Source organism: Peribacillus sp. P4_C12 (assembly GCF_056402095.1).
On record NZ_JBFUIB010000015.1, the window covers coordinates 1 to 26,500 of the forward strand.

At 37.4% G+C, this 26,500-nt stretch carries 27 protein-coding genes and 1 pseudogene; 19 read left to right on the forward strand and 9 right to left on the reverse strand.

What is annotated here, in order from left to right; all coding sequences use genetic code 11:
* Positions 1-122: 122 nt before the first annotated feature.
* Genes bioA through AC1DUW_RS05370 form a run of 3 tightly spaced genes read right to left on the reverse strand, consistent with a single transcriptional unit; the run spans position 123 to position 2,771 of the window.
* The gene (gene bioA, locus AC1DUW_RS05360; RefSeq protein ID WP_477642149.1) at positions 123-1,505 is read right to left on the reverse strand and encodes an adenosylmethionine--8-amino-7-oxononanoate transaminase; all 1,383 of its coding nucleotides are present in this window, start codon (positions 1,503-1,505) and stop codon (positions 123-125) included.
* Positions 1,498-2,208, reverse strand: coding sequence for a dethiobiotin synthase (gene bioD / locus AC1DUW_RS05365; RefSeq protein ID WP_053347852.1), 711 nt, complete (start codon positions 2,206-2,208; stop codon positions 1,498-1,500). Before bioD ends, bioA begins: the two co-directional genes overlap by 8 nt.
* Positions 2,187-2,771, reverse strand: a complete 585-nt coding sequence (locus AC1DUW_RS05370; protein WP_053347851.1) for a biotin transporter BioY — start codon at positions 2,769-2,771, stop codon at positions 2,187-2,189. The genes bioD and AC1DUW_RS05370 overlap by 22 nt, the downstream gene beginning before the upstream one ends.
* 243 nt (positions 2,772-3,014) lie before the next feature.
* Between AC1DUW_RS05370 and AC1DUW_RS05375 the strand changes: the two genes are divergently transcribed.
* The 3 genes and pseudogenes from AC1DUW_RS05375 (at position 3,015) to bioB (ending at position 5,472) form a co-directional block, all read left to right on the forward strand.
* Complete coding sequence (locus AC1DUW_RS05375; RefSeq protein WP_056521093.1) at positions 3,015-3,206, forward strand: hypothetical protein; 192 nt, start codon at positions 3,015-3,017, stop codon at positions 3,204-3,206.
* Positions 3,203-4,366: pseudogene (gene bioF, locus AC1DUW_RS05380) on the forward strand (8-amino-7-oxononanoate synthase). Before AC1DUW_RS05375 ends, bioF begins: the two are co-directional and overlap by 4 nt.
* 140 nt (positions 4,367-4,506) lie before the next feature.
* Positions 4,507-5,472: a biotin synthase BioB gene (bioB, locus tag AC1DUW_RS05385; protein WP_057215436.1), complete on the forward strand. Its 966-nt coding sequence runs from the start codon at positions 4,507-4,509 to the stop codon at positions 5,470-5,472.
* Positions 5,473-5,529: 57 nt separating this feature from the next.
* Here the strand turns inward: bioB and AC1DUW_RS05390 are convergent, their stop codons facing one another.
* Entirely contained in the window at positions 5,530-6,456 is a 927-nt protein-coding gene (locus AC1DUW_RS05390; RefSeq protein ID WP_053347848.1) for a helix-turn-helix transcriptional regulator, read from the reverse strand.
* 149 nt (positions 6,457-6,605) lie between these two features.
* On the opposite strand from AC1DUW_RS05390, the gene modA reads away from it, so the two are divergent.
* A complete protein-coding gene (gene modA, locus AC1DUW_RS05395) occupies positions 6,606-7,409 on the forward strand; it encodes a molybdate ABC transporter substrate-binding protein (RefSeq protein ID WP_477642150.1) in 804 nt (267 codons plus the stop codon).
* A 198-nt stretch (positions 7,410-7,607) separates the two neighbouring features.
* Here modA and AC1DUW_RS05400 read toward each other — a convergent pair whose 3' ends face one another.
* Complete coding sequence (locus tag AC1DUW_RS05400) at positions 7,608-8,390, reverse strand: COG4705 family protein (RefSeq protein WP_053347846.1); 783 nt, start codon at positions 8,388-8,390, stop codon at positions 7,608-7,610.
* A 362-nt stretch (positions 8,391-8,752) separates the two neighbouring features.
* Between AC1DUW_RS05400 and AC1DUW_RS05405 the strand changes: the two genes are divergently transcribed.
* The 9 genes from AC1DUW_RS05405 to AC1DUW_RS05445 all read left to right on the forward strand — a co-directional run bounded on the left by AC1DUW_RS05405 (position 8,753) and on the right by AC1DUW_RS05445 (position 17,180).
* On the forward strand, positions 8,753-9,451 hold the full coding sequence (locus AC1DUW_RS05405; RefSeq protein ID WP_053347845.1) for a response regulator transcription factor: 699 nt from the start codon (positions 8,753-8,755) through the stop codon (positions 9,449-9,451).
* A 3-nt stretch (positions 9,452-9,454) separates the two neighbouring features.
* Positions 9,455-10,816, forward strand: a complete 1,362-nt coding sequence (locus AC1DUW_RS05410) for a sensor histidine kinase (RefSeq protein WP_053347844.1) — start codon at positions 9,455-9,457, stop codon at positions 10,814-10,816.
* A gap of 78 nt (positions 10,817-10,894) precedes the next feature.
* Positions 10,895-11,599 (forward strand): polysaccharide deacetylase family protein, encoded by a 705-nt coding sequence (locus tag AC1DUW_RS05415; protein WP_236694983.1) that lies wholly within the window; start codon positions 10,895-10,897, stop codon positions 11,597-11,599.
* A 19-nt stretch (positions 11,600-11,618) separates the two neighbouring features.
* Positions 11,619-12,218: a DedA family protein gene (locus AC1DUW_RS05420; protein ID WP_477642151.1), complete on the forward strand. Its 600-nt coding sequence runs from the start codon at positions 11,619-11,621 to the stop codon at positions 12,216-12,218.
* Between the two features lie 258 nt (positions 12,219-12,476).
* A complete protein-coding gene (locus AC1DUW_RS05425) occupies positions 12,477-13,643 on the forward strand; it encodes an MGDG synthase family glycosyltransferase (RefSeq protein WP_477642152.1) in 1,167 nt (388 codons plus the stop codon).
* A 187-nt stretch (positions 13,644-13,830) separates the two neighbouring features.
* Complete coding sequence (gene uptA, locus AC1DUW_RS05430) at positions 13,831-14,433, forward strand: undecaprenyl phosphate transporter UptA (RefSeq protein ID WP_053347841.1); 603 nt, start codon at positions 13,831-13,833, stop codon at positions 14,431-14,433.
* A 563-nt stretch (positions 14,434-14,996) separates the two neighbouring features.
* Complete coding sequence (locus tag AC1DUW_RS05435; RefSeq protein ID WP_477642153.1) at positions 14,997-15,434, forward strand: N-acetyltransferase family protein; 438 nt, start codon at positions 14,997-14,999, stop codon at positions 15,432-15,434.
* Positions 15,435-16,024: 590 nt separating this feature from the next.
* Positions 16,025-16,525 (forward strand): hypothetical protein, encoded by a 501-nt coding sequence (locus AC1DUW_RS05440; protein ID WP_376181706.1) that lies wholly within the window; start codon positions 16,025-16,027, stop codon positions 16,523-16,525.
* Between the two features lie 145 nt (positions 16,526-16,670).
* A complete protein-coding gene (locus tag AC1DUW_RS05445) occupies positions 16,671-17,180 on the forward strand; it encodes a GrpB family protein (protein ID WP_477642154.1) in 510 nt (169 codons plus the stop codon).
* Positions 17,181-17,507: 327 nt separating this feature from the next.
* Here AC1DUW_RS05445 and AC1DUW_RS05450 read toward each other — a convergent pair whose 3' ends face one another.
* Positions 17,508-18,518: a LacI family DNA-binding transcriptional regulator gene (locus tag AC1DUW_RS05450; RefSeq protein WP_053347838.1), complete on the reverse strand. Its 1,011-nt coding sequence runs from the start codon at positions 18,516-18,518 to the stop codon at positions 17,508-17,510.
* A 297-nt stretch (positions 18,519-18,815) separates the two neighbouring features.
* On the opposite strand from AC1DUW_RS05450, the gene AC1DUW_RS05455 reads away from it, so the two are divergent.
* On the forward strand, positions 18,816-19,439 hold the full coding sequence (locus AC1DUW_RS05455) for a YdbC family protein (protein ID WP_053347837.1): 624 nt from the start codon (positions 18,816-18,818) through the stop codon (positions 19,437-19,439).
* A gap of 215 nt (positions 19,440-19,654) precedes the next feature.
* Here AC1DUW_RS05455 and AC1DUW_RS05460 read toward each other — a convergent pair whose 3' ends face one another.
* Positions 19,655-20,302: a glycosyltransferase gene (locus AC1DUW_RS05460; RefSeq protein WP_379148389.1), complete on the reverse strand. Its 648-nt coding sequence runs from the start codon at positions 20,300-20,302 to the stop codon at positions 19,655-19,657.
* Between the two features lie 313 nt (positions 20,303-20,615).
* On the opposite strand from AC1DUW_RS05460, the gene AC1DUW_RS05465 reads away from it, so the two are divergent.
* From AC1DUW_RS05465 to AC1DUW_RS05480, 4 genes are read left to right on the forward strand one after another with little or no spacing between them, the layout of a single operon-like run.
* Positions 20,616-20,996 carry a GntR family transcriptional regulator gene (locus AC1DUW_RS05465; protein WP_053347835.1) on the forward strand — a complete coding sequence of 127 codons (381 nt, stop codon included), beginning with the start codon at positions 20,616-20,618 and terminating at the stop codon, positions 20,994-20,996.
* Positions 20,993-21,679: an ABC transporter ATP-binding protein gene (locus tag AC1DUW_RS05470; protein ID WP_057219193.1), complete on the forward strand. Its 687-nt coding sequence runs from the start codon at positions 20,993-20,995 to the stop codon at positions 21,677-21,679. Before AC1DUW_RS05465 ends, AC1DUW_RS05470 begins: the two co-directional genes overlap by 4 nt.
* Entirely contained in the window at positions 21,676-22,509 is an 834-nt protein-coding gene (locus tag AC1DUW_RS05475; protein ID WP_477642155.1) for a hypothetical protein, read from the forward strand. The genes AC1DUW_RS05470 and AC1DUW_RS05475 overlap by 4 nt, the downstream gene beginning before the upstream one ends.
* A 25-nt stretch (positions 22,510-22,534) precedes the next feature.
* Positions 22,535-23,764, forward strand: coding sequence for a hypothetical protein (locus AC1DUW_RS05480; RefSeq protein WP_477642156.1), 1,230 nt, complete (start codon positions 22,535-22,537; stop codon positions 23,762-23,764).
* A gap of 433 nt (positions 23,765-24,197) precedes the next feature.
* On the opposite strand, the gene AC1DUW_RS05485 is transcribed toward AC1DUW_RS05480, so the two are convergent.
* Both AC1DUW_RS05485 and AC1DUW_RS05490 read right to left on the reverse strand, forming a co-directional pair.
* A complete protein-coding gene (locus AC1DUW_RS05485; protein ID WP_477642157.1) occupies positions 24,198-25,397 on the reverse strand; it encodes an MFS transporter in 1,200 nt (399 codons plus the stop codon).
* Positions 25,398-25,409: 12 nt separating this feature from the next.
* Positions 25,410-25,838, reverse strand: coding sequence for a MarR family winged helix-turn-helix transcriptional regulator (locus tag AC1DUW_RS05490; protein WP_376109681.1), 429 nt, complete (start codon positions 25,836-25,838; stop codon positions 25,410-25,412).
* 202 nt (positions 25,839-26,040) lie between these two features.
* Here AC1DUW_RS05490 and AC1DUW_RS05495 point away from each other — a divergent pair, with 202 nt between their 5' ends.
* A complete protein-coding gene (locus tag AC1DUW_RS05495) occupies positions 26,041-26,445 on the forward strand; it encodes a hypothetical protein (RefSeq protein WP_477642158.1) in 405 nt (134 codons plus the stop codon).
* The last annotated feature ends 55 nt before the right edge of the window (positions 26,446-26,500 follow it).

Below are 26,500 nucleotides of genomic sequence, written 5' to 3' on the forward strand. Positions count from 1 at the left end.
AAGTACTCTAAAACTGCATGTGATTTTTCGTCTATCGTATATTTAGTCAAAAAAACTGCACCTCCAATTATTAGATGTTGTCTAACAATTGGGGTGCAGTTCATCTTCCGGTTCTTTTTATATCAGTTTGCTGCTGGGATCAATCCGTTGTGCACAGAAACGTCCTGTATCGAACGGTAGACAGTTTCGACCATAGTATTCAGTTCCTTTTCTGACATGGAAAGAATGGGCATCATTGTGATGACGGGGCCAAGTTCCCGAATGATCAGACCATTTTCCCGAGCGTTTTGGATGATGCTTGAAACAATATTTTCTTGGATTGTGAACGGTTCTTTTGTTTGGCGATCTTTAACGATTTCTATTCCAATCATGAGGCCGCGCTGGCGGATATCACCGACAATCGGGAGTTCATATAGCGATTGCAGTTTTTCAGATAGCTGCTTGGATTTTTTCTGGATGTCTTTGACGAGATCTCGTCTTTCTATTAGTTCGATATTCTTCAGCGCCAGGGCACAGGCTAGTTGATTCCCTGTATAGGTGTGGCCGTGATAGAAGGTTTTATGTTCATCGGGCTCTCCTAAAAAAGAATTAAAGATTTGTTCGTTCATGATAGTGGCCGCCAGAGGCATATAGCCGCCAGTAATTCCTTTACCGATACACATAATATCAGGGACGACATCTTCTTGTTCACAGGCAAATAATGTACCGGTGCGACCAAATCCTACCGCTACTTCGTCACAAATCAATAATATATTGTACTTCTTGCACAATTGTTCGACCGCTTTTAAGAAGCCAGGAGGGTGGGTAATGATGCCTGCTGCTCCTTGAACAAGTGGTTCGATAATCATTCCTGCAATTTCCTCTGCTTGGTCTTGAAGCAACTTTTCCAGCTCATCAATACAATAGTTTTTCACTGCTTCTTGATCCCCGTATTCAGTCATGCGATATGTATAAGGAGAAGGAGTTGGAATCCGTTCAAATAGTAGTGGTTTAAAGATTCTATGGAATAAATCCATTCCGCCGACACTCACTGCTCCAACTGTATCACCGTGGTACGCCTCGTTCAGGGAGACAAATTTATTTTTATGTTGATATTTTACAGGATCGATGTTTTTCCAATATTGATAAGCGACTTTAAGGGCGATTTCTACAGCTGCAGATCCAGTGTCCGAGTAAAAGACTTTCGATAAATGACCAGGAGTAATCTCTGCTAATTTCTTAGCCAGTAATATGGATGGTACATTTGCAGATCCTAGTAGTGTAGAGTGTGCGACTTTTTCAACTTGTTCAATCAGAGCGTTGTTTAGCTCTGGTTCATTATGGCCATGTACGTTGACCCATAATGAAGCATAACCGTCCAAGTACCGATTGCCTTCTACGTCAAAAAGGTAGCTCCCTTCCCCGCGTTCAATGATTAGCGGTTTACTTTCTCGATACGTTTTCATTTGTGTAAACGGATGCCATACATATTCCTTATCCCATTTTTCTAAGTCATGACTATTCATTCTTGAACACCTCTTTTAGTTGTTGGGTAAATTCATGATTACTAAGTAAATCAAGTATGTAGACTCTCAGATCTTTTCTTACGTCGACAAATGTTGGTATGCAGGCGAGGCCAGCGAGTCCTGTGAGCTTTTCAACGGTTAGGATATTGTCGTGATGAATTTCATCGTCGGGCCGATAATGGTTATATAAAATAGTTTTAACGCTAATATCATGCAATTTGGCATACGAATGCGTAGTTATGACATTATGAATCGATCCTAAACCGCTTGTAGAAACGAAAATGACTGGCATGTTGCAATCTCTAATTAAATCGGTTGTCATATAGAAACTGTTCGCTCGTTCAATGAGTGGTACGGCCAATCCCCCAGCGCCCTCGACTAACACAATGTCATACATTTGTTCGAGTTCGTGAACTCGTTCCACGACCTTTTGCTCGTCGATTTGTTGCCCTGTTAACTTTATAGCTAAGTGTGGAGATGTTTCGGGTTCAAGCATGTAAAACCCAGGTGCCTTTACACCAAGTTCCTGCTCAAACCAAGAGATGTCAGGGTATGTATTCGTTTCGTGAATCAATCCTGTTTGAAACGGCTTAAATATTGTGACGCTTTTTCCCATTGTTTGAAGAGACATATAGAGTAAACTCGTGGCGACGGTTTTTCCGATATCCGTGCCAGTTCCGGTTATAAAGTAGGCTTGGCCCATGGGTGTTTCAGCTCCTTTATGTTTGTAAATCGTGCAATACGCGGCCTTACTTGCTGAATGATGATGGCACATAGAACACACAGCAACAAATCACCGGGTGCAGGTAATAAGAAGCCGTAAAAAATTGTCTGGTAGATTGAAAGAGGCGTTTCTACAACCCACTTCATCGCTCCATAAAGCCATATACAGCCAAATAAATAAACAGTCAGCAATGATGCTAGGTTAGCGAAGAAAATGGAACGAATCGTGGAGAGATTAAACCTGTTAATCAACCATCCGTTCACATAGGCCCCGAGTATATAACCAAGCAAATAGCCGAAAGTGGGCTTAAATATATAGCCAAAACCACCGCCCTCGGCAAACACTGGCACTCCTATAAGGCCGATTAAGACGTAGCATAATTGACTAAGTAACCCGAGACGTGGTCCTAGCAGCGCCCCTGCCAAATAGACTGCTAGAATTTGCAACGTGAAGGGTATGTAGGGAATAGGGATCTTAATAAAGGCGCCAATGGCAGTTAACGCAGTAAATAGGGCAACATAAGAGATCGTTTTAGCTTTCAAGTTTTCAACCTCCTTTATTTGAAATTGGTAGGTAAAATGCCCACTATTAGTGTGCATGATTTATATTTTATATGTCAACCATTTATTATTTTAGTTAACATATAAAGCGCAATTAAAATGACAGACTTAGAAAAATATTGAAAATTAGTAATTGAACAATATTTTGTTTGTGTGTTATTATTCAATTTATATGTTAACTATTTTAAAATACAGTTAACATATAAAAGCTTGGAGGGAACAAATATGACAGGAGAAATGTTAATACAGGATGAACTTTCCAGAGAAACAGCGGTATTTGTGGCGCCCTTTTTTTCTGATGAAACAATTCTTCGAAGAAAATCCAGTCATCAGCGAGAATGGCAAGAAGCTCCACTCATAGGTAACGAATATACGAATCATGTATATCAATCGCTTCATGAGGTTCATGAAAGATGATTTGGGAGAAGGAACTAGAAAAGATTAAAGAAGGAGGACTTTACAGACAACTCCAAACCGTTGAAACAATGAGCGATCAAGGATATGCCATGGTGAACGGAAAAAAAATGATGATGTTTGCCTCCAATAATTACTTAGGGGTTGCCAATGATCAACGATTAATTGAGGCTTCTGTCCAAGCGACTCAAAGATTTGGTACGGGTTCTACTGGTTCACGATTAACCACTGGCAATACAATTGTCCATGAAAAACTAGAGAAAAGACTGGCAGAGTTTAAGCAAACGGATGCAGCGATAGTATTAAACACAGGGTATATGGCTAACATAGCAGCGTTAACGACCCTTGTTGGTAAGGACGATCTCGTTTTATCCGATGAGATGAATCATGCCAGTATTATTGATGGATGTCGTTTATCACGTGCGGAAACTATCATTTATCGTCATGCTGATTTACTTGACTTGGAAATGAAACTCCAGATTAATACCCGCTACAGGAAAAGAATAATTGTAACGGATGGCGTCTTTTCGATGGATGGTGATATTGCGCCATTGCCAGGCATTGTCGAACTTGCCAAGCGTTATGATGCACTTGTTATGGTGGATGACGCACATGCGACGGGGGTTTTAGGTAAAGACGGAAGGGGAACTTCTGAACATTTTGGACTGAAGGGGAAGATAGATATCGAGATGGGGACACTCTCCAAAGCTGTTGGTGCAGAAGGAGGGTATATCGCTGGAAGCAGGTCTTTAGTTGACTATGTCTTAAATCGAGCCAGACCGTTTGTCTTCTCTACCGCCTTATCAGCAGGAGTAGTAGCAAGTGCACTTACAGCAGTCGATATCATTCAATCAGAACCTGAACGCAGAGTACGCATTCGAGCCATGAGCTAGCATCTTTATAATGAATTAACCTCCCTTGGCTACACAGTGTCGGGGGGAGAAACTCCGATTCTTGCCATTATTTGCGGAGAACCGGAACAGGCCATGTTCCTTTCGAAAGAATTACATAAGCACGGAATTTATGCACCAGCTATCCGTCCGCCAACGGTACCTTCTGGAACTTCGCGCATTCGACTTACGTTAATGGCGACACATCAAGAAGAACAAATGAATCATGTTATCGACGTGTTCAGAACAATCCGTACCAATAGATACAAATAGGTTGTTTGATTTTCAAGGAAGTTTATCGCGGCGAGGACGTTAAATAAAGACATAAGCTAGATTCATAGGATGAATGGAATGTACAACATATAAGAAAAGAGGGATTAGGTTTGGAAACATTGGTGAAAAAGGACTGGAAGATGCTAGCGGAAAACGTAATCAAAGGATATAAAGTAACAGCGGAAGAAGCACTTGCTATTGTACAAGCACCTGAAAACGAGGTTTTAGAGATTTTGAATGCAGCTTTCCTTATTCGTCAGCACTATTATGGAAAAAAGGTTAAGTTGAATATGATCATTAATACGAAGTCAGGTCTATGTCCTGAAGATTGTGGCTATTGTTCGCAGTCAATCGTGTCGGAAGCTCCTATCGATAAATATGCTTGGCTGACCAAAGAGAAGATTGTTGAAGGTGCTCAAGAATCAATTCGTCGCAAAGCTGGCACGTATTGTATCGTTGCTTCTGGCCGTCGTCCAACCAATAGGGAAATTGATCATGTCATTGAAGCCGTGAAAGAAATTCGTGAGACAACTGATCTTAAAATATGCTGCTGTCTAGGTTTCTTAAATGAAACGCATGCCAGTAAGCTAGCTGAAGCTGGGGTTCATCGCTACAATCACAACTTAAATACATCTCAAGATAATTATAAGAATATTACATCCACACATACTTATGAGGACCGTGTAGATACAGTCGAAGCTGTAAAAGAGGCCGGAATGTCTCCATGCTCGGGTGCCATTTTTGGTATGAATGAGTCTAATGAAGAAGCAGTAGAGATTGCCCTATCCCTACGTAGTCTTGACGCGGATTCTATTCCTTGTAATTTCCTCAATGCGATTGACGGTACACCACTTGAGGGAACTTCCGAGTTGACTCCAACTAAATGTTTGAAATTAATTTCGATGATGAGATTTGTTAATCCAAGTAAGGAAATCCGTCTTGCTGGAGGTCGTGAGGTGAACCTCCGTTCCATGCAACCCATGGCACTTTATGCAGCCAATTCTATCTTCGTCGGCGATTATCTAACAACAGCTGGACAAGAACCTACGGCGGATTGGGGCATTATCGAAGACCTTGGTTTTGAAATTGAAGAATGCGCTCTTTAACATAGTAAAAAAACTGCATATTAAACAGGAAGGCTGCTGAATCAGTAGCCTTCCTGTTTAATATGTCTCGTAAATGATAGAGCCTGTCTGGGAAATATCATAATCACCTAAAGCTTTGATTTCAGCTTGAAATGGATTTGATGATAAAATTCGCTTAACAATGTTTATAAGCTGTTCGTTTTTCGGAGATTTTAAAATAACAAGGTCATAACGCTCTGTAATTAATGGAACAAAGTCGATTCCAACGACTTTTGCAGCTTTTTCAATTCCCACACCTACATCCGCTATCCCAGCAGAAACAGCTGAAGCCACACTTAAGTGATTGGTCTCTTCGTTATCATATCCCTTAAGATTTTTTGAAGGGATTTTGTGAATCCTTAGCTGCTCATCAAGAAGAATTCGAGCTCCTGATCCTCTTTCTCGATTGATGATGGCCAAGTCTTTTTGTTTTAAATCAGTCCAATTTGTGAGGTCTAAAGGATTTCCTTTTTTAACATATAAACCTGCTTTCCTTGAAACCAGATTAAGTAAAATATAAGGATAGCCTACCAAAATCTTTTTTATATAAGGAAGATTATATTCCCCAGTATCTCCATCAAACATATGTAAACTAACGATGTCGGAATCCCCATTGTACATGGATATAAGCCCGCTTAGACTTCCTTTGTTAGAGCGTAATGTTTTATAGCTGGAGTCCTTCTCAATGTGCTGCCCTAGTATATCTAACACCATATCTTGCCCGCTAATGACAAGGTTAAGAGAATCCTTCACATCGTTTTTATAGGGTTCGGCAACAGGAACTGGGGATGTACTAGACTTATTGTTATTAATATACATCTCCAAGTCTTTTGCATCCATTCTCATCTGTCTTCCCACACGGAATACAGGCAGTTCCCCTTTTTTAACAAGATCATAAATCGTCAATTTAGATACCTTTAAAAGCTGTGACACTTCCTCGATCGTATAGGAAAGCTCTTTTGACATGTGCATCCCTCCATTCTTTATTGTAGCTTAGAGTCCTTTGAAAAGTAAATTCACAGCAAAAAAAGGCATTGATTAAAACCTTTTATCTGCTTTATACTAGTTATAATTAGATATAACTAGTTATAACTAGTCAGAAAGGGAGAGAGACTTTGAAAAAAATATATCTTATGATTTTCTCGATTATGCTACTTGTGATAGTTGGCACAGGCTGTTCAAGTGATAAAGAAAAAGGCAAAGAAAAGCAGACGCAACAAGCTGACAAGAAAGTAGAATTGACGATGTCAGCAGCCGTGAGTTTACAAGCTGCCTTAAATGACATTAAAACTGCTTTTGAAAAAGAAAATCCAAATGTGACAGTAAACTATAACTTAGGAGCTTCTGGGGCTCTTCAACAACAAATTTCACAAGGAGCACCTGTGGATCTGTTTTTCTCTGCTGCAGAAGATAAATTTGAAAAATTAGTAGCTGAAGACCTAATTGAAGAGAAAAATGGAATCGACTTAGTAGGAAATGAACTGGTGCTGGTGGTCCCAAAGGAATCGGATAAAGAAATCAAGACAATAAATGACATCACAAAGGCTACCAAAATTTCCATTGGTACCCCTGAGTCAGTACCAGCAGGACAATATGCTAAGCAAACATTAGAAAACCTAAACCTTTGGAAAGAGATTGAAGGTAAATTGGTATATGCCAAGGACGTTAGCCAAGTGCTTACATACGTAGAAACAGGAAATGTAGACGCAGGACTAGTTTATAAAACAGATGCCTTAAACTCTGAAAAAGTTGATATCGTCGCAACAGCTAAGGAAGATTTACACGACCCGATTATCTATCCAGTAGGCATGATTAAGGATAGTTCTCATCCAAAAGAAGCGCAGCTATTTTACGACTATCTTCAAAGCGAAGATTCTATCAAGGTTTTTGAAAAATATGGATTTGAAGATTTGAATTAATGCCGCAGTTTTGTAAAATAAAGATAAATTTCATTCTATAACAAAGGCCACCAATTTGGTGGCCTTTTCTTTTGTGCACCCGGCATGTGCAATCTACCGAACCATGAAGGGTGTATAAAGTAAATGATTGTACTCTTTCCACGAGGTCTATAACCTGTTCAGTGATGGACAGCTGAATTATCAGAACTTGACCTACCTCTACTCTACAACTTTGCTCTCATCTCTTTTGGTTTTGGTCAAATAGACGACCAAGCCCAAGATTATAACGAGGAAGACCAAACTGGTTCCTGTCGTACCTAGACCAAGGCCACCCTTATTACGAGGCTGTGACAGATAGTCGCCAAGAGAGGCGCCGAGAGGGCGAGTCAAGATGTAGGCGATCCAGAAGGAAAGCACTGCATTTAGTTTGAAACCGTAGTGGGCGATGGTCACCACCCCAATCAATGCCGCGAACATAAGTGCGGACTTCCAATAGCCCATGTTGAGCCCTTCTGCTATGAGGTCACCAGCTGCCGTACCCAAGGCGAAGGTGAACAAGATGGCCAACCAGTAGAATGCTTCTCGTTTGGTCGTGTAGATAGAATGAATGGACAGTGTCTTCTCACTCGAGTACCAAGCCGCAAACGTCGCAAGCATCGCAACTGTAAAGATGATAGTTGTCGTCACCAGACTGACTCCGAGATTGTCCACGAGGTTGTCGGTAATCAGCGTGCCTACAACGCTAATCATCACTACCGTGAACCAGTAAACCCTTGGCACATACTTACTCGCTTTGAATTGGAAGAAAAGCGTTATGATCAAAAGGACAGCCATGATTAAGGTCGTGTTGGTCAATCCCAATTTCAGATTTCCGATCAGGAAGTCTGCAGCCGTCTCACCCACAGTTGTTGCCATTATTTTAATGATCCAGAAGTAAATGGTGACTTCCGGAACCTTGTTCAACATCTGCCGCCCTATGGATGGGCTTTTTGTATCATTCATTTATGAATCCTCCTTATCCTCTCTTGGTTTATTTCGTTTTCGATAAAACCTTATTGGCTGGTTCTATTGTTCCCTAGATTCACTATATCGAGTCAACCTTAACGCAACTTGAAAAAAGGATTAAAAATCAATTAAAAAGCGAAATTAAAAGCAAAATAATGCTAAATTGTAGAAAGAGCATTTCAATAATTGATGGATGCGAGTAAAATGCAGGAATTTGGAGCAAATATAGAAGGGTATTGAATTATAAGTGGACGACAATTTTCTGTATTTAGGATGGAACTAATGTTCCTAGCTAAATTCGATAAATACATGTGGATGTGGCTTACTTTCCATATTGCACTCAAGTAGGAGGGTTTTAAATGAAACAGCGTATTTTGGTTGTAGAAGATGAAGTCCAGATAGCAACGATATTAAAGATAGAACTCGAGTACGAAGGGTATGAAGTGATTGTGGCCCATACTGGTAAGGCGGGGTTGGAAGCGGCATTACAGGAAAAATTAGATTTAATACTTTTAGATGTTATGTTACCTGAGATGAATGGTATTGAAGTTTTAAGAAGAATACGAAATGAGAACACCTTACTGCCAATCATCCTATTAACAGCTCGTAATATTACGATGGATAAGGTGACGGGACTAGATCAGGGAGCCAATGACTATATAACGAAGCCTTTTGAAATCGAGGAGTTATTGGCAAGAATACGTTCTTGTATTCGTCAGAATTCAATAGCTGCCAAAGCTTCAAAAGAAGAGGAATCGATCTTATCAATTAAGGATCTATTCATTAATCTCGATACAAGGGAGGTTAACAGGGGCGATTTTTCTATCGCGCTAACCCCGAAGGAATTTGATCTGCTCGTTTATTTACTATCCAATAAAAATAAAATAGTGACACGAGAAAATATCCTGATTAATGTATGGGGTTATGAGTATGAAGGGGAAACCAATGTAATCGATGTGTATATCCGTCATTTAAGAAAGAAAACAGAAGAAGGTTTTTCTGATCCGACGATTATTCAGACGGTAAGAGGAATTGGCTATACAGTAAGGGAGAATTAAGTAATGAAAATTACAACAAAAATTAACCTGATTACGACAGCTTGGATACTCTGTGTGTTGGTTGCAGTCAATGCTGTTGTATTTATTTCTTTTATGAAAATTACTGTAAACATGGAAGAGGATATATTACTTCACAAAGCGCAAAATATTGTTGCTGAAATTCAAATGGATGATTCTCCTCAAGAAATAGAAAAAAAATTAACGACATATTTAACGAATCATTCATTTATACGGATCATTCAACCTGATTCTCAAATTAGTAGCGAAGTATCCAGTGACCCTTATTTGATTACCAAATTTAAAGGAGAATTTTCAAGCGAACAAGAATCGCAAAGAAGTACAATTAGACAAGCGCATAAAGAAGAGCAAATATTAATTGTTAGGGTTCCTATTCTATCCGAAGGTAAAGTTGTTGAAACTTTAGAAATTGGAGATAGATTACTAGGACTGGAATTAGGGAAGGATGTATTACTTTCCATTCTGACATTTTGTACGCTATTAGGGGCGGGGTTATCGTTGCTAGGCGGCAGGTGGTTATCGAATGTAATTATGAAACCTATTTCCAATATGATTAATACGATGGAGGATATTGAACAAAGCGGTATACCAAAAAAAATCATCATCCAACATGAAACAAAGGATGAACTGCAAAAAATGGCTGTTACATTCAATCGGATGATGGGCAGATTGGATGCAAATTTGGATAAACAGAAGCAATTTATTTCGGATGCTTCTCATGAAATAAAGACCCCGCTTACGATTATAAAAAGTTATGCTGATCTACTGCGAAGACGTCGTATACAAAACGAAGAGAAAGCACTTGATGTTATAGATGTAATTCATTCAGAGGCAACCCGTATACAGAAAATGACGGAAAGGCTGCTAGAATTAGCCGATACAGAATTGGAAAATACTTTAGATTATAAATCCTTGAATGTAATAACTTTATGTCAGAACGTGTTTAATCAATTCAAAGAAGTCTATGATCGGGAAATAGATTTTCATTATCAAGAAGATTCCATTATGGTTATAGCAGATGAATTGAAGATAAAACAGGTGATCATTATCATTTTAGATAACGCAATCAAATATAGTACAGACAAAATTGATGTGTATGTAAAGGATCAGTTAGACTCTACGGTCATTAAGGTAAAAGATTATGGGATTGGAATACCTGAGAATGAAATAGAAAATATCTTCGAACGTTTTTACCGGGTGGATAAGGCTAGAAGCCGGGAGACAGGTGGAACAGGGCTAGGTTTGTCGATAGCCAAAAATATAATGAATCAACATAATGGGGAAATTAAAGTGGTTAGTACTGATGGAAAAGGAACAGAGGTGGTATTGTCCTTACCTAAAAGGTAATCTGCTTCTTGCTAAATTCAGACTTGAATGGATGAAGTGCAAGATAATTTGCCGCTAAATACAAGAATGAGGTGTTCTGTGAGTAACACTAATATGATGATTAGCTTGAGTATCTTATTATTGCTATTTCTCGTTTATACGATTGTCCCAACGGTATTTATTCGTGTATCCGGACTGGGCATAACCAAAAATATCAAGAGGAATAATAGAATAGCCTTAACTTTTGATGATGGACCTAACCCTGAATATACGACACAATTGCTTGACCTTTTAAAAAGGTATAAGATAAAGGGTTCGTTTTTTGTTGTGGGCAGTAAAGTGAAAAACAACCCTGATATCATTAAACGAATGCATGAAGAAGGACATACAATTGGAATCCATCATTTTGATCATATTTCAAGCTGGGTCCTTTCGCCATTTCATTTAAGGAAACAGTTAGATATGACTGAAAAGGCCATAATGGAATGTACCCATGAAAAAGTCACTTTTTACAGACCTCCATGGGGCCATTTTAATATGTTTACGCAAATAGCCAGTAAGAAATATCAAGTGATTATGTGGTCAGACATTTTCGGAGATTGGAAAGTGGAAACATGCAAAAATGACCTACTTGATCAATTGCGAAAAACGTCAACAGAAGGTTCCATTCTCCTGCTCCATGACTGTGGGGAAACCTTGGGGGCGGATAAAGAAGCACCTCGATATATGATTGAAGCCTTGGAAGTTTACCTACAAGAAACAATAAAAAAGGGAACACAATTTATTACATTAAAAGACTTATAAACTGATTCGAGGGGATTTTATGAATATAGATAGTATCTTACATTTTATTGACTTATATGRCTATCTTATCATTTTTCTTTTTTTATTCATGGGCATTGTGGGAATTCCCGCCCCAGAAGAATCTCTTCTATTTCTAATCGGAGTCTTGATTGGACAAAATAAGCTCTCTTTTGGTTTAGCTACGCTGAGTGCATTTCTTGGAGCCTTTATAGGGATGCTTATCGCCTATGTATGTGGGAAATACGTTGGGTATCATTTTATAAATAAATTTGGAAAATACGTGGGCATTACAAATGATCGCTGGGAGAAAGTACAGGGAAAGTATATGAAAAATGTCCAAAAAACAATTGTATTTGGATTTTATCTACCAGGAATAAGACAAATTAGTCCGTATTTTGCAGGAATCAATCATATCCCCTTCTGTAAATTTCTCCTCTTTTCCCTGCTAGGCACTGTTCTCTGGACTGTCCCTTTTATAGTGGCAGGGTATTATTTGGGCAATGCCTTTCATATAAATCCGGAATATGTTCCACTTTTAGGTGTCGTATTCATAGTTTTTTTATTGATGTACGTTTCTATCAATTATATGAAAAAGAAAAAAAAGAATGCCCAAAAATAGGCCCACTTCATAAGGATGATTCCCGTCCCGATTGGAATAACCAGTTTCTACAATTGGTTTTCTAATCGGGCTATTAAGTTTAGAGATGGGGACTTAAGATACCTTGAACGTATCATTAAAAATTGATTAAAAAGAAAGTTTTTAACAAAATCAGTGATATATTGTAAGAGGAAAAAAGCTCTTGAACATGCAAATAGTCTTTTTTCTTAGTATGTAATCATCGTATTAAAAGAATGATTTCTATAGGAGATGACATATATGAAGAAGATTTTGTTTTTACCTCTCTTTCGCATGCAGTCAGGACATCATCAAGTTGCAGAGGCCTTAATGGATATGTTAAAAAAACATACAAGCGGAGTTACTTTGAAAAAAGTGGATCTGTTAAGTTATACAAGTAACTCTTTAGAAAAAATGATAACAACTGGTTATTTGAAATGGATCCGTTATGCACCTGAAACCTATAATCTCGCCTATAAAAACCTTTTTTACGTTTCCTTGCCGAAGGAACGTTCCTTTAAATGGTATCAACATATATTCTTGAAGAAAATGGAACAATTGATAGCGGAGGAAAAGCCAGATTTAATTGTGTGTACACACGGGTTCCCTTCCTATCTCTTAAGCCAGTTGAAAATAAAAGGGAAATGCAATATCCCAATTATCARCGTGTATACGGATTTCTTTATTAATAATGTGTGGGGAAGCAAGGGGATTGATTTWCATTTTCTTCCTACCCAGGAATTGAAAGAAAAGCTAATAATCAAGAATCAAATACCGAAACATAGTATGATGGTAACTGGTATTCCTGTGCATGAGGAAATCACTAAAAGAGCCCGTGGATTAAAAAACGCAGATCGCCCCAAAATTTTAATTTCAGGAGGAAACAGTGGTCTGGGTGGGATATTGAATTTAGAAGATGAGTTAAAGAAATCAACCGACTGTGATTATTTTGTACTTTGTGGTAACAACAAAAAGCTATATGATGCAATCGATACGTGGAATTTAGCTCATATTAACCCATTACCTTATATCTCATCAAGGTCAGAAATGAACAAACTTTATGAAGAAGTGGACGCAATCGTAACGAAACCCGGCGGTGTCACCATTAGTGAAGCACTTCGAAAAAGGCTACCGATTTTTGTTCATTCAATGCTTCCAGGACAGGAGGAAATTAATCTACAGTATTTAAAAGACCATAAACTTGTATTTGAACTCAATCACAATTTATCATTTGAAAAACAAATACTCAGTATATTAAAGGACCATAAAAAAATGGATCAGTGGGATATATCCATCGAATCTTATCAAAGGGAAATAGAGTTGGAAAAACCTGAGAGAATGGTGGAAGTAATGAAATTGATCCTTAATCTTAAACAAGCAAGTAAGCCGTCATACCTAACCAATCAGTCAAAAGTTATTTATAGCTAGGGATAATTCAGTTCAAGTAACATGATGTTAAAATTATCTGTTCTGTATTTGATGAATCGACGGGAAGATTCGTTTAATCAGCAGCAATTTGTAGTGGGCGCCATTGGGTGATCGACAAGAGGAATTATCAACAACGGTCGAGATTTTTTTAAGAGAAAAGCTGAAAATGAAAGAGGGAACCTGATTTATGAACGACTTTATCCAATCTATTCTACTTACACTTATGGATTATGGGTACCTTGGAATTACACTCGGTCTTATGATTGAAATCATTCCAAGTGAAATTGTATTATCTTATGGAGGCTTTTTAGTATCCCAAGGAAACATCAGTTTTGTAGGGGCGGTTATTGCCGGAACAATTGGTGGAACCATCGCTCAGATCTTTGTTTATTTAATCGGATATTATGGTGGAAGGCCATTTTTAGAACGATACGGAAAGTATATTTTCATACACAAGAAACATATTGAGCTATCGGAATCTTGGTTTACTAAATATGGACCAAGTGTCATTTTTACGGCTCGGTTCATTCCGGTTGTCAGACATGCTATTTCGATACCAGCAGGGATTTCTAAAATGTCTTTAATAAAATTCACGAATTATACGCTACTAGCCGTACTTCCATGGTCTGTGCTTTTTGTATTTCTCGGGATGAAGTTAGGAAGCAATTGGGGACAGATTAATGAGATGGCCAAGCCCTATATCCAGCCAATCGCAGTAGTTGCGGTTCTTATTATTGCAGGAATGTTCATTCGCGGGTACATGAAAAAAAAGAAAAACAAAGCCTTATGAAGTTTATGGATTTAAGGAAGGGTTGTTATGAAACATAATAGGATACTTACAAAAGCCTTTATAACAACAGGAACCGAACCGATAAACGTGAAAAACTTCACAACGAATTATCGATAATGACGGTAATAGCTTTCCAAGGGGACATTCAATGGAAGCAGTTGGGTTTTATAATATGAATTAATTAAAAAGACCACCAATTTGGTGGTCTTTTTTTATAATTTATGGGGAAATAGATTGGTATTTCTTCCTTTATTTTGAAACTTTATCATCCGTAATCCGTATATAATGTGAACGATAGTAGTGAAAGTGAAAAATCAACAAAGCCACATTTAAGAAAACACCATTTGAAATGGATGGGGTTAACGGTCGTTGTTAGGTTACCTCATAATATTAAGATTCTTTTATTTGTAAATTTGATTAAGGGAAGGAATATAGAAGCAATAGAATACTTATAAATAGTATAGAAAATGCTTTAGTAATAATTTTTAATAGGATAAATATTCAAATGGCAATGGAACTACTTAACTAACATGTACTAGCCCTTAGAAAGGATGCTTTCATTCATGGAAATAAGGAAACCAACTGATTATGAACTTCAAAAGGTTTTATCACTTTCGCCACAAGCTGTTTTTGACGGCACATTAGGTGAAGTGAAGCCAACTAATCAAAAAATCAAACAACTTGTTGAACCACTGCTTGCAAAAGGGAGTTATTATGTCATTGCGATAGAAGAAGATCAACTAATGGGGTGGATTCTATTAGGAGCAAGTAAAGATCAGTTTACGGATAAGATGAATGGATTTATTTATGAACTGTTTGTAATRGAAGAATACAGAGGGAAAGGTATTTCTAAGAGATTAATGGAGTCAGCAATTGATTTTCTAAAACAAGATGGGCATTCAGAAGTCCGTCTAAGTGCTTTTGCCCAGAACAAAGCTATTAAGCTCTACGAAAAAATGGGCTTTAACATCAGAACCATTACGATGAGTTTGCCGTTATGACTCTTTCAGTGGATGTTTCGCAATAAAGGAATATGTACTTGGAGGATTGCTTAGTTGACTATGGGCTGATAATCCTGATAAAAAAGCAAATTTATTACATAAAAAAGGATAGTAATTAACCGTCCTAAAGCTTTTATCTATTAGTGTTAGACCTATTTACAGGGGGGATAAAAAAAGTGAATGAAGCAATAATTAGTTTTCTTATTATTGTAATGTTGATCATAGCGTTCACATACGGTCTCATAAGACAAATACGGCAAATAGTTAGTATCAGAAAAGGAAATAAATCAGATTATGTTCATTACAAAAGAACAGTAGTTGGAAACTATCTGAGTTGCATTTCATATGCGGGTTTTCTTATTGCCTATATCTTAAATGTACTTCTTGCAACTCGTATTATACCTAGTGTATTTTTCACAAGTGATAACACCAGTTTCAGTTGTTTTATTTTTTTTGCCTTACTATTGATCGCGAAATTTGGAATTATTCCTAATGATTCAAAACAGAGAGATTTACAGAATTGATGATGTCAGAGGATGTTCACTATTAATATTCTTGTTATACAAATACGTTATTAAGAAAGAGGAAATATGAAAAAAATTCCGCTAACACTATTAATAATCGGAATATCCATTACCTTTGTCTTAAGCTTTGCCATGCCAGAGTTGGCAGGCAAAGTAAAAAACGATATAAGCTCTATGAAAATCCTATACTCCTACAGCGTTACAAAGTCATTCTTGGAACAAACCGAAGAAACAATCGAAATAGCATCTGTACCTCTGGGTAAAGTAAAGACCCAAGATGTTAATATCCGCACAGATGTTCAGCTTGAAGAAACACCACTGAATATTCAGGGTGTAGTGAAAGAAAACCTAAACAAGCCAGAAGAGTACAAACACGAAGTCACCTTAACTGGCCCCGAAAAAGGGTTTACCCACCGGAAATATTATCTTACCAAAAATTACGATAAAGGAACTTACACAGTTATTCGGACTAATAAAATAACTGGAAAAGAAAAGGAGTATGCCGGAACGTACTATGAACCGAGTGCTCAGGATCCTATCATCGCGTGGTCACGTGACAAAAAGTAAAAAAGGTATGTGATCAGATGACAACTCTTATTACTACGCTTATCCCATTGTTACTATAGATAAAAACGATAGTCTAAAACAAGCCCCCCATTCTAGGGGGATATTTTTAATTAATGAACATGATTAACATGAAAGTGGGGGGGAAATGGAAAAACCAGTTACGATTGAGAATTACAACCCAAATTGGGTTACTGAGTTCGAACTTGAAAAAGCGAAGATTAAGGAAATCCTAAAGGACAAACCTATTTGTGTTGAGCACATTGGGAGTACCTCTGTAAAAGACTTATGCGCAAAACCAATTTTGGATATAATGGCAGGCGTTCAACATTTAGATGAAGTGGACAAGTTTATTGATCCCTTAAAAACAAGTGGCTATGAGTTTGTCTCACATAAGGAGTTTCCTGAAAGGCGTTTTTTTAGAAAAGGCCAATGGAGAGCGGGTACACACCATTTACTTATCTACAAATTCGGAAGTGAAGAGTGGAATAATCATCTATTATTTAGGGATTATTTAAGCACTCATCCTGATATTCGTAAACAATACCAGCAATTAAAACAAAACTTATCTCAAAAGCATCATTTAGATAGAGTGGGATATACTCAAGCAAAAGCCCCATTTATCCGATATGTCATAGAAGAAGCAAAAAAAAGATAAATAGTATGTGATTAAAAGGAGTATATCATTTCAATCTTTTTAGCGACCATTTTAAGCTCACTCCTCCTTACGATGGGACCAATTAATTGGAGGGATGGTCGTAGATTGTTTTTTTTAGAGGTTATATTCACTTAACAAGATCAGTATAAAACTTGAACTGTCAAAGTCTATGAAGTAAAAGCTGCATATGAAGAGTACTGAAAGAAAAATCAAATCTAATAGACGTTCGTTTTTCGGTTTTTACATGATCTCTATTTTTCCATGGCAGATGTAACGGCAGTGTATAAACTGCCGTTTTTGTGTGTGAAATCTTAGGGTAAAAGCCTTTTAGCATGAACTTCGAACAATAAGTTCCGGGGCAAACCGATATGTAATGAACGGAGCCTGAACAGGATTAGTTATCCGGTCCAATAATAATTCTGCTACTTTGATTCCCATTTGTTGTATAGGTTGTCCAATTGTCGTGATAGAAGGTTCATAAAATTCCGAATAGGCGACATCATCAATACTGATAATGGCTACTTCATTAGGAATCGAGACTTTTTTCTTTTTCAAATAGCTAAGGATTTCACGGAGCACTAAATCATTTCCTGCTACTATGGCTGTTGGAGGCTTTTCTGTATCGAATATTTGGGCCAATTTTTCTTGAATTTGGTTTCTGGGTAAAGAATAGATATCATCTTCTCTGACTTCAAAATCATAAGATGCCATTGCTTTTTTAAATCCTTCGATTCTCTCCAACCTTGGCGTGATAGGGATATCAATCGGTAAGGTTAAAAACGCGATATTTTCGTGTCCTTTTTCAGCTAGCATGGATACCGCTAAAAAGATTGCAGCGTGATTGTCTAAAAGGACGGAATCAGATGTCACGCCATCAACTAACCGATCAACGAATACCATAGGAATCGAATGATCGATTAGATAATTATAGACTTTAAAATCATTTCCTACTGGAAAAATAATGATTCCATCTACTTGCGTAGAAACCAGCAAATCAAGGTATTCTTTTTCTTTCTCTGGATCATCAGCAGAGTCACAAATGAATACCTTCATGCCGTGCTGCCGAAACTGTTCTTCCACGGTACGAATAATTTCGGTGGACAAAGTATGTAAAATATTAGCTACGAGAATGCCTATGACTTTTGTTTTTTTTACTTTTAAATTTCTAGCATTATCATTGGGACGAAAGTCAAGTTCTTGGATGACTTGCTCAATTCTGTCTTTGGTTTCAGCACTCATATAACGAAAACGTTGGTTGATATATTGAGAAACCGTACTTTTGGAAACACCGGCCTTCTCCGCAACATCTGATATAGTAGTTTTCTTTTTTTTATTCATGGCGTTCTCCTAGAGGATATTATTTCTTGAAAATTGATACCTTCATCATAACAAAGGAGCATAATGATTCCAACGCCATTCTTTAACATGAAAATGGACATGGATCTATTTTGTTATACACTGGATTTAAGAAACACCCTTAGCGCTTTTGATGCACAAAAGCATAGTAAGCTAAATCAAAGTTTGGCTGCGGAATTTCCATCGATGATAATATAAACGGTAAAAATGATTTAATAAAAGAGATAGATAAAAAAGCAAAAGTTGGGTGAAATCTATAAATAAGTAGGTGGATCAATTATGTTAATAAAGTGGATAAAATGCCAAGTGAATGAGAAAAACAAGAGTTCATTTTCTAACGCACAAGAGGGTTGGGGAGAATTGAAACAGGTAGATGGTTTTATAGGCCAAATCGGGGGATGGGATAAAAACAATCCGTTTGAAGCAGGCATTATTTCTTTCTGGAGAGATGATCGTTCTTACCAAGCATTCATGGAGCAACAGCATGATGAAATTTTCGAGAAGAGTAACCAAAGAAATACTTATTCCAATATCTCTGTTCATATTTACGAGAAAATGTTTAATATAAGCACAACAGATATGACAGATTTTTTAAGTAAGGGAAGTCTTCTTCGAGTGGCAGATTGTTTTGTAGAAACAAATAAACAACTTGAGTTTAAGCACATGCAAAAAGAAGTATGGAACAAAGGGATGAAGGCTTCACCAGGAATGCTTGCTGGAGTATTTGCTGAAAAGAAAAATGGAAGATATCTGGTCGCTTCATTATGGGAAAATGATCGTTCACATCAATGGTATGTGGATAATAAATTGCCTGCCTTAATTCAGAGTTCTGGAGTCAAGGACCCTGCAATAAGAATTACAGGAAGTTTAATAAAAGTTAATCCAAAATGGATCGTTTTTTGAATGATCGGGATGTTTCCTTAAATCCAAAGTAGGTTCAGGTTGAATCTAAGTTGTCCATAAACAATGGCTATTGTTTAACAAGCTTTACGAAGTTTACGAGATGAAACAGATAAACGGGGTTTAGCTCAAGTATAAAAAAGTATCCCATCATATTAAATCCCGACTTTATCTTTGAAAGAAAGAGATAGAATCGGGATTTGTTTTTATTAGATGTTTTAAAACTTATTTGGGAATTGCTTGATAATCCCTTCTGTTAGGGTGTCTGCCAATTTAATAATATGATCTTCACCTTTATCAAAAGCAGAAATTTCCGCATCTGTATCCTTTTTAATTCTTGATACAACTTGGTCTGTAAGCAATTTTAAATGTGTATATAGCAATTCCTTTAATTCATCATTGCTCCAATTTGGATTGGCTTTACTAAGAAAAAGAGCAATATCATCAGCATTTTTATACCATTCGGTATTATACTTTTTCAGATCATCCTGGTTTCCACTTTTTGCTGCATCCACTACTTTTCCTGCAAGAACGATGTGCTCCCTTAACAGTTCAGCTAGTTTGTTGCCAGCTGCATCGCCATAATAAGGTTTGATTGCATTTCCTATATCATCCTGATTTTTTAATAACCTAGTCAGTACCTTTTCTTTGTCATCCAAATCTGATAAGGCACTTACCATATAGCTTCTTGTCCATATAGTATGGTCAATCCAAAGTTTCTGTAAAGTATGTTTTAGCTGTTCCGATGATTTACTAATACATTGTCTTTGTTGAGCCCCTTTTCCTTTTGCCTCAGTAGTTAGAGGAGAAAAGATCAAAGCAAAAGACATAAACAAGATCATTAACGTTAAAAACCGGTTTTTGATAAAAACCATCCCCTTTATAGAAATTTACATGCTCTATTATTATTTGATTAATTTACAGATTTTACTCTATAAGAGACTTAACAGAAAAATGAGCAAAAAAAATTATCGCCGACTTTACGATGATCACCAATAAGCTACTAAAACCTCGACTGCATTACGCAATCGCTTTTTTTAATATGTGGAAATTCTATATTGACAGTGAAGGTGTATTACGAGTATAGTACATCTATGAGGTGTATGAACCACTTAATACATACACTTGTTATTCAATTTCAAATCAGAGTTTTTTCCTAAATAAATAGGGGGTGGTTTTATGAACGTTAATACCCGAGAACCGGTATATTTGCAAGTTGTGAGACATTTTAAAGAACAAATTGCCATTGGTAAATTCGTAGCGGGACAGGAAATTCCTTCCCGAAGAGAACTGGCAGCTTCACTGAACATTAATCCTAATACAGCTCAAAAAGCGTATAAAGAAATGGAGGAACAGGGTTTGATTCATACAGAAAGAAATTTTCCTAGTCAAATCACAACAAATGAAACGATTTTACAGGCTGTTAGACAGGAGCTAATTCTGGCAGCTGTTGATTCTTTTGTCGATGCTATTCGACCCATTAATGTGCCAGTTGATGAGCTGCTTCAAGTGGTTAAAGAAAAATATTCGGAAGAAATAAGGGAGGGGGAAGAAAAATGATAGAAGTAAAACAAATCTCTAAGAAATACGGACGGAAGACAATCTTAGATGGTGTTTCGTTTACTGCTAATAAAGGTGAAGTCACTTGTCTGATCGGGATAAATGGTGTCGGAAAAACGACTACGCTCAAAGCCATTATGGGATTGACGCCTTATAAAGGTGAAATCCTGATTGATGATCAAAAAATGACAAATAACAGTTATGAAAAAATCACGTTTATTCCAGACGCACCGACCATGCTTCCGTCAATGACGGTTAAACAGGCAATGGTTTTCATGGAAGATTTCTACACGTCATGGAACTCGGAAAGAGCTAATCAATTATTGGGATTTTTTAAACTGAACGAAGAGACCCCCATTTCGGAATTGTCAAAAGGGAACACAGCTAAGCTTAACCTAATGCTGGGTCTGTCCCTTGACGTGGATTATGTACTGATGGACGAACCATTTTCAGGCATCGATATGTTTAGCCGCGAGCAAATTGCCGATGTTTTTGCAAGCCACCTTATTGAAGACAGAGGTGTCATCATCACGACCCATGAAATCGGTGATATTGAACATTTAATCGATAAGGTCATTTTATTGGATAACGGTAAAGTACTAAAGGAGTTCAATACAGAAGAAATGCGTGAGGATGAAGGGAAATCAGTTGTTGATGTAATGAGAGAGGTGTATCAATCATGATGAGATATATAAAACTAGTGAATTTTGAAATCAATCGTTTTAGTAAAATATATATTTCTTTATTGTTGATAACATTGGTGTCGCAGTTAGTTGGAGTGATCATTGGAACAAAGAGTTTTCTTAATCGAGCCCTTGATATCATGTTGGAAGAAAAAATATCAGAAGCCGCCTATGTTACTAATTATGGTGGTATTGATTTTACCCAAATTGCTAATTCTCTCTGGTTCCAAGGACCGATCGCGTTGAGTGCAGTTGCTCTTGTTTTTTACATTTTTCTGATTTGGTATCGTGATTGGTTTGGAAAGAATACCTTCATTTATCGCCTATTGATGTTACCGACATCGAGATTGTCAATTTACCTTTCTAAAGCTACGGCCATCTTCTTGATGGTGTTAGGGTTGATTGCTTTGCAGATTATCATTTTACCCATGGAAAATGCCCTATTTAATTCATACGTACCTGAATCGCTCTTGAATACGGAAATGTCAACTTCTTCCATAGTTAAAATGAATAGTGTCTTGAATTTGGTTATCCCAAGCACCTTCACGCAATTCCTGCTTTCCTATGGCATTGGTCTTATGGCCATGTCGATATTATTCACAGCGATCATGTTTGAAAGGAGTTTCCGCATAAAAGGTATCATTTTGGGTTTGGTGTTTACCGGAATCGCCTCTGCGTTGTTTTTAGCTCCTGTTTTCATAATGGCAAGTGAAAGTTTCTATTTTTACCCTAATGAATTATTCGGCATAATGACTGCTTTAGGAATCATTGTGACAGGACTATCGATTTGGCTTGGTTCCTGGTTATTGAAAAATCGCGTTACCRTATAACAACTATTAAAGGAGAGTGAACAAGGTGAAACGTTATATCTGCAGCATCATTATTGTAATGGTTGTCATTTTAAGCATCGGGACCTATTATGTCAAAGTAGCTTCCTCCGCTTCAGACCTTCCGAAGTATACGTTTAAAACGCTTGAAGGCAGTGATAAAGAGCTTGATCCAGTTATTATTAATGGTACACATCAAGGGAATCCCATATATGAACCATTAACGATTGAATCCAATCAAACCACATATAGCAGCGAAAAGTCTTACTTTGAAAACTTATCTGGAATACTAGATCTCGAAATGGAAAAATTAACAAAAGAATATCGTTCATTTATGCGTGGTAAGGATTCCATCGATTCTTTTTATGAAGACGATGATTTCCTGGCTTACGCCTCGGTGAATGAAGGTTACACAAAGAGCGGAAAAATGGAAGCGGAGTTTGCTATCGCTTTACTAGAGAAGAAAAGCGAGGATGCTACTTCTTTCAATATTGAACTTCCCGATCAAGAGAGAATAATGAATACTAGTATCCGGGATGTGCAATTGATCCATTCAAAACTACAGGTTTTAACAATGAATGATGTGAATTCAAACGATGAAAAGCAAACGAAAGAGGTTCATCTGTATACGATCGATTTAGCTAATAAGAAAGTTTTAAGCGATAAAATCCTTTTATCCGAATCCTTTAAAAACCCGAATCAGGTCGAACTTGAGATACCGATTGATGTTGCACGCATTCAGCCAAACAACATGATTTTAATTTCTTTAGTTAAAGGGATATATCATGAGGATGGTCCCTATGAGGAAAAACCAAATGAAGGCAAACTGTTATCATATAATTATGAAACGGAAAAATTAGAAACGGTTAAATTGCCGAAAAAAGAAACGGTTAGCTATGACATGGTAAGAGGCGGAAAATTTGATGGAAAAAACCTTTACGTAGTTGATATCAAATCCAATAATTATCACATTAAGACGATTGATCTAAGCAGTCAAAAGATAACGAATGACCTTGAGTTAGACCTAGCTGTTCATAAGGATGAACAATACTTCGCCACCATTAAAAATGGGCGTGTATACTTCCTTTTAGGTAACGGAACAAATCAACAGGACAGGGCATACAAACCTGCTCAACTTCATATTGCCGATTTAAAGACTGGAAAGACTTTATATAAAGGTGAAACAGTTATTCAGTCAGCAGATCAAAAGAAAACCAAAAATCATGGTTTTTATATCGAGGACATAATCGTTCAATAATGACCACTATCACCAGAAGCTGTCTCAAAAACTTTTGAGACAGCTTCTTTTTTTAGTGAAGGCCGAATTATTTCTCCTGAAGGTCGAATTATCGCTCTGAAGGACGAATTATCCATCAGAAGGTCGAATTATTTCTCCTGAAGGCCGAATTATCTCTCTGAAGGCCGAATTATTTCTCCTGAAGGTCGAATTATCGCTCTGAAGGTCGAATTATCCATCAGAAGGCCGAATTATCGCTCATGAAGGCCGAATTATCGCTCATGAAGGTCGAATTATCCCCAGCAATGGTCGAATTATCCCCAACAACGGACGAACTCCCGTTGTGCAATTAAACTATTTGCTTATCTCAGACTTATTCTTTAGAACGAACTCATGACATAAAAGCATTAAAAAAAGGGATATCCCATTATAGGATATCCCTTTCTAATTTCGATCAAATTGAAGCGATTTTTGCTCTTGCTGCACTTTCATTCTTGCCGTGCAAGAAGTAGTAAAGAAGAGAAGTTGCTATAACCACAACACCTAGGATGACATAAAGTGTACTGTAGCCTGTTAATGGAATGATTAAACCTAGTATATAAGGACCAAATCCAAGTCCAGCATCAAGCATGATAAAGAAGGTTGACGTTGCCATTCCCATACGGTGAGGCGGAGTCATTTTAACGGCGATCGCTTGCGAGCTTGATTGCATATTACCGAATCCAAGTCCAATAAGGAATCCGGCTGCCAATAAAGTGAAACTATTACTTGTTTGACTTAAAAGGAGCAGTCCTGCTCCAAAGATAATAAAGGCCGGATACATAATATAGTTCGATCCTCTCCGGTCCATTAACGGTCCTGAGAAAGGGCGTGATAACAATACTGCTACTGCATAGACTACAAAGAAGAAGCTTGCAGTATTAACTAGGTTGATTTCCATTGCATAGAAACTGATAAAAGAAAGTACGCTTGAGTAACAGAAAGCTAATAATAGAGTAATAAATGAGATGGGCAGTGCCTTTGGCTCAATAAAGTTGGATAGCTTGAATCCCTTACTTTCAGATACTTTGATCGTTCCTTTTAATGCAGGTACATAAAGGAAGAATGCTGTAATCAAACTGATTATCCCTAAAGCAAGGCAAAAACTAAAAATCGTTTGGAAGCTTGCATGTTGTGTCATATAAAGTCCGATGAAAGGACCGATTGCTGTGGCCAGTGTTGCACTCATGCTGTAGTAGCCGATTCCTTCCCCTTTTCGTGTAGCCGGGATAATCTGAGCTACAATCGTTCCTGTCGCTGTGCTGGCCATACCCATTGCTATACCATGAATTAGACGGTTAGCAAGCAGGAAGGTAATGCCGAAATCCACAAAATATAAAAGTGTTGTCAAAGTAAAAAAAATTAGGCCAATGTATAACGTTTTCTTGCGGCCAATCGAATCAATAAAGCGGCCGATGAATAGTCGCCCAATTAAAGTTCCAATAATAAATATCCCAGATATAAGGCCGGCTTGGCTTGTAGAAGCATTTAATTCATTTACTGCATAGATAGCCAATGTCACCATTAATAAATAAAAAATTAATGTTATGAAAAAATTGATGGAGGAAACAATAATAAAATCTTTCGTCCACAATTTTGGTTTGGATTGATTCATTTTATTATCCCCTTACTCTATAATATTATTTCTTATTTCGCTCATAATGCGGATGGCTGCGAGCTGTTCTTCTTCAGAGATTCCTGTTAAAATGTCCTGTTCATATTGGTCAATGGTCACACGGACATCACTATATATCTTGGTTCCAAGCTCTGTAAGCTGCATTCTTTTTTCGCGTCTATCTTTGCTGGGAACATGCTCTACATATCCTAATTCTTCTAAGCGGGTAATGGTCCTGGTAATTGTGGGTTTTTCCACACTCTGATAATTTGCAAGCTCTACAAGCGTTGCAGAACCATAATTGGATAAGTAATGCAAAATTGACCATTGCGCTCTGTGCAAATTATGCTTGTTTAGCTGTATATTTAGATTATTTTCAAAAGGCCGGTACAGCAGCAATAGTTCTTGAAAGAATTTTTGGTAAGTCTTTATCAGAAACACTCCTTATAATATATAGTTACCAAGAGTAATTGTTACCCTGAGTAACTATAATAACAGAAATTATAGCAGTTTGTCCAGTCGCTTTTAAGGATCAGACATCATAGGTAAGTTCATTAATCAGGTATAGAAGCCACTTCATGAACTCGGCTAGGTTTTTTGCCAGAGTTAAGGGGGAATACACCTAGAGGAGATGATGTGAAGCATGTACAAATCAATGATTGCATTAGTTGCAGCCGTAACAATGCTAACTGCTTGTAACAGTAATGAAACAGATGAAAACAGTAAAGAGGTTACAGAAAAAAGTGAACAGCCCGTGCAAACAGCAGATGAACAAGGAACACAAAATGAATCCGCACAAAACGAAACAACGCCAAGAGCGGATCATGAGAAGTGGTCTCCTTTACCTGAATATGGAAAGATAATCGAGCAAATCGGCAACGAAGATTATAATTTTAATAAGGAAACAGATAATGACAATAAACGCGTTTTTCTTATTGACCTAAAGGGTGAAAAACAATATAAAACCATTTTCGTTAAAAATACCAATCGCCTTAAAATCGTAAAAATAAACGGTGGCGGAGAGATATTTAATGAGGTCATTAAATAAAAAGTCACTACACTGAGCTGTTTGAAATCACGGACAAAAGGGCTGTATTGTGACA

What these genes read in the sequence shown, in the direction of transcription:
- AC1DUW_RS05450 (WP_053347838.1), bottom strand. Translation starts at nt 18,518, where the DNA reads ATGAATAAAAAAAAGAAAACTACTATATCAGATGTTGCGGAGAAGGCC.
- AC1DUW_RS05455 (WP_053347837.1), top strand. Translation starts at nt 18,816, where the DNA reads ATGTTAATAAAGTGGATAAAATGCCAAGTGAATGAGAAAAACAAGAGT.
- AC1DUW_RS05440 (WP_376181706.1), top strand. Translation starts at nt 16,025, where the DNA reads ATGAAAAAAATTCCGCTAACACTATTAATAATCGGAATATCCATTACC.
- bioD (WP_053347852.1), bottom strand. Translation starts at nt 2,208, where the DNA reads ATGGGCCAAGCCTACTTTATAACCGGAACTGGCACGGATATCGGAAAA.
- AC1DUW_RS05485 (WP_477642157.1), bottom strand. Translation starts at nt 25,397, where the DNA reads ATGAATCAATCCAAACCAAAATTGTGGACGAAAGATTTTATTATTGTT.
- AC1DUW_RS05405 (WP_053347845.1), top strand. Translation starts at nt 8,753, where the DNA reads ATGAAACAGCGTATTTTGGTTGTAGAAGATGAAGTCCAGATAGCAACG.
- uptA (WP_053347841.1), top strand. Translation starts at nt 13,831, where the DNA reads ATGAACGACTTTATCCAATCTATTCTACTTACACTTATGGATTATGGG.
- AC1DUW_RS05470 (WP_057219193.1), top strand. Translation starts at nt 20,993, where the DNA reads ATGATAGAAGTAAAACAAATCTCTAAGAAATACGGACGGAAGACAATC.
- AC1DUW_RS05445 (WP_477642154.1), top strand. Translation starts at nt 16,671, where the DNA reads ATGGAAAAACCAGTTACGATTGAGAATTACAACCCAAATTGGGTTACT.
- AC1DUW_RS05390 (WP_053347848.1), bottom strand. Translation starts at nt 6,456, where the DNA reads ATGTCAAAAGAGCTTTCCTATACGATCGAGGAAGTGTCACAGCTTTTA.
- AC1DUW_RS05400 (WP_053347846.1), bottom strand. Translation starts at nt 8,390, where the DNA reads ATGAATGATACAAAAAGCCCATCCATAGGGCGGCAGATGTTGAACAAG.
- bioA (WP_477642149.1), bottom strand. Translation starts at nt 1,505, where the DNA reads ATGAATAGTCATGACTTAGAAAAATGGGATAAGGAATATGTATGGCAT.
- AC1DUW_RS05495 (WP_477642158.1), top strand. Translation starts at nt 26,041, where the DNA reads ATGTACAAATCAATGATTGCATTAGTTGCAGCCGTAACAATGCTAACT.
- AC1DUW_RS05465 (WP_053347835.1), top strand. Translation starts at nt 20,616, where the DNA reads ATGAACGTTAATACCCGAGAACCGGTATATTTGCAAGTTGTGAGACAT.
- bioB (WP_057215436.1), top strand. Translation starts at nt 4,507, where the DNA reads ATGCTAGCGGAAAACGTAATCAAAGGATATAAAGTAACAGCGGAAGAA.
- AC1DUW_RS05375 (WP_056521093.1), top strand. Translation starts at nt 3,015, where the DNA reads ATGACAGGAGAAATGTTAATACAGGATGAACTTTCCAGAGAAACAGCG.
- AC1DUW_RS05410 (WP_053347844.1), top strand. Translation starts at nt 9,455, where the DNA reads ATGAAAATTACAACAAAAATTAACCTGATTACGACAGCTTGGATACTC.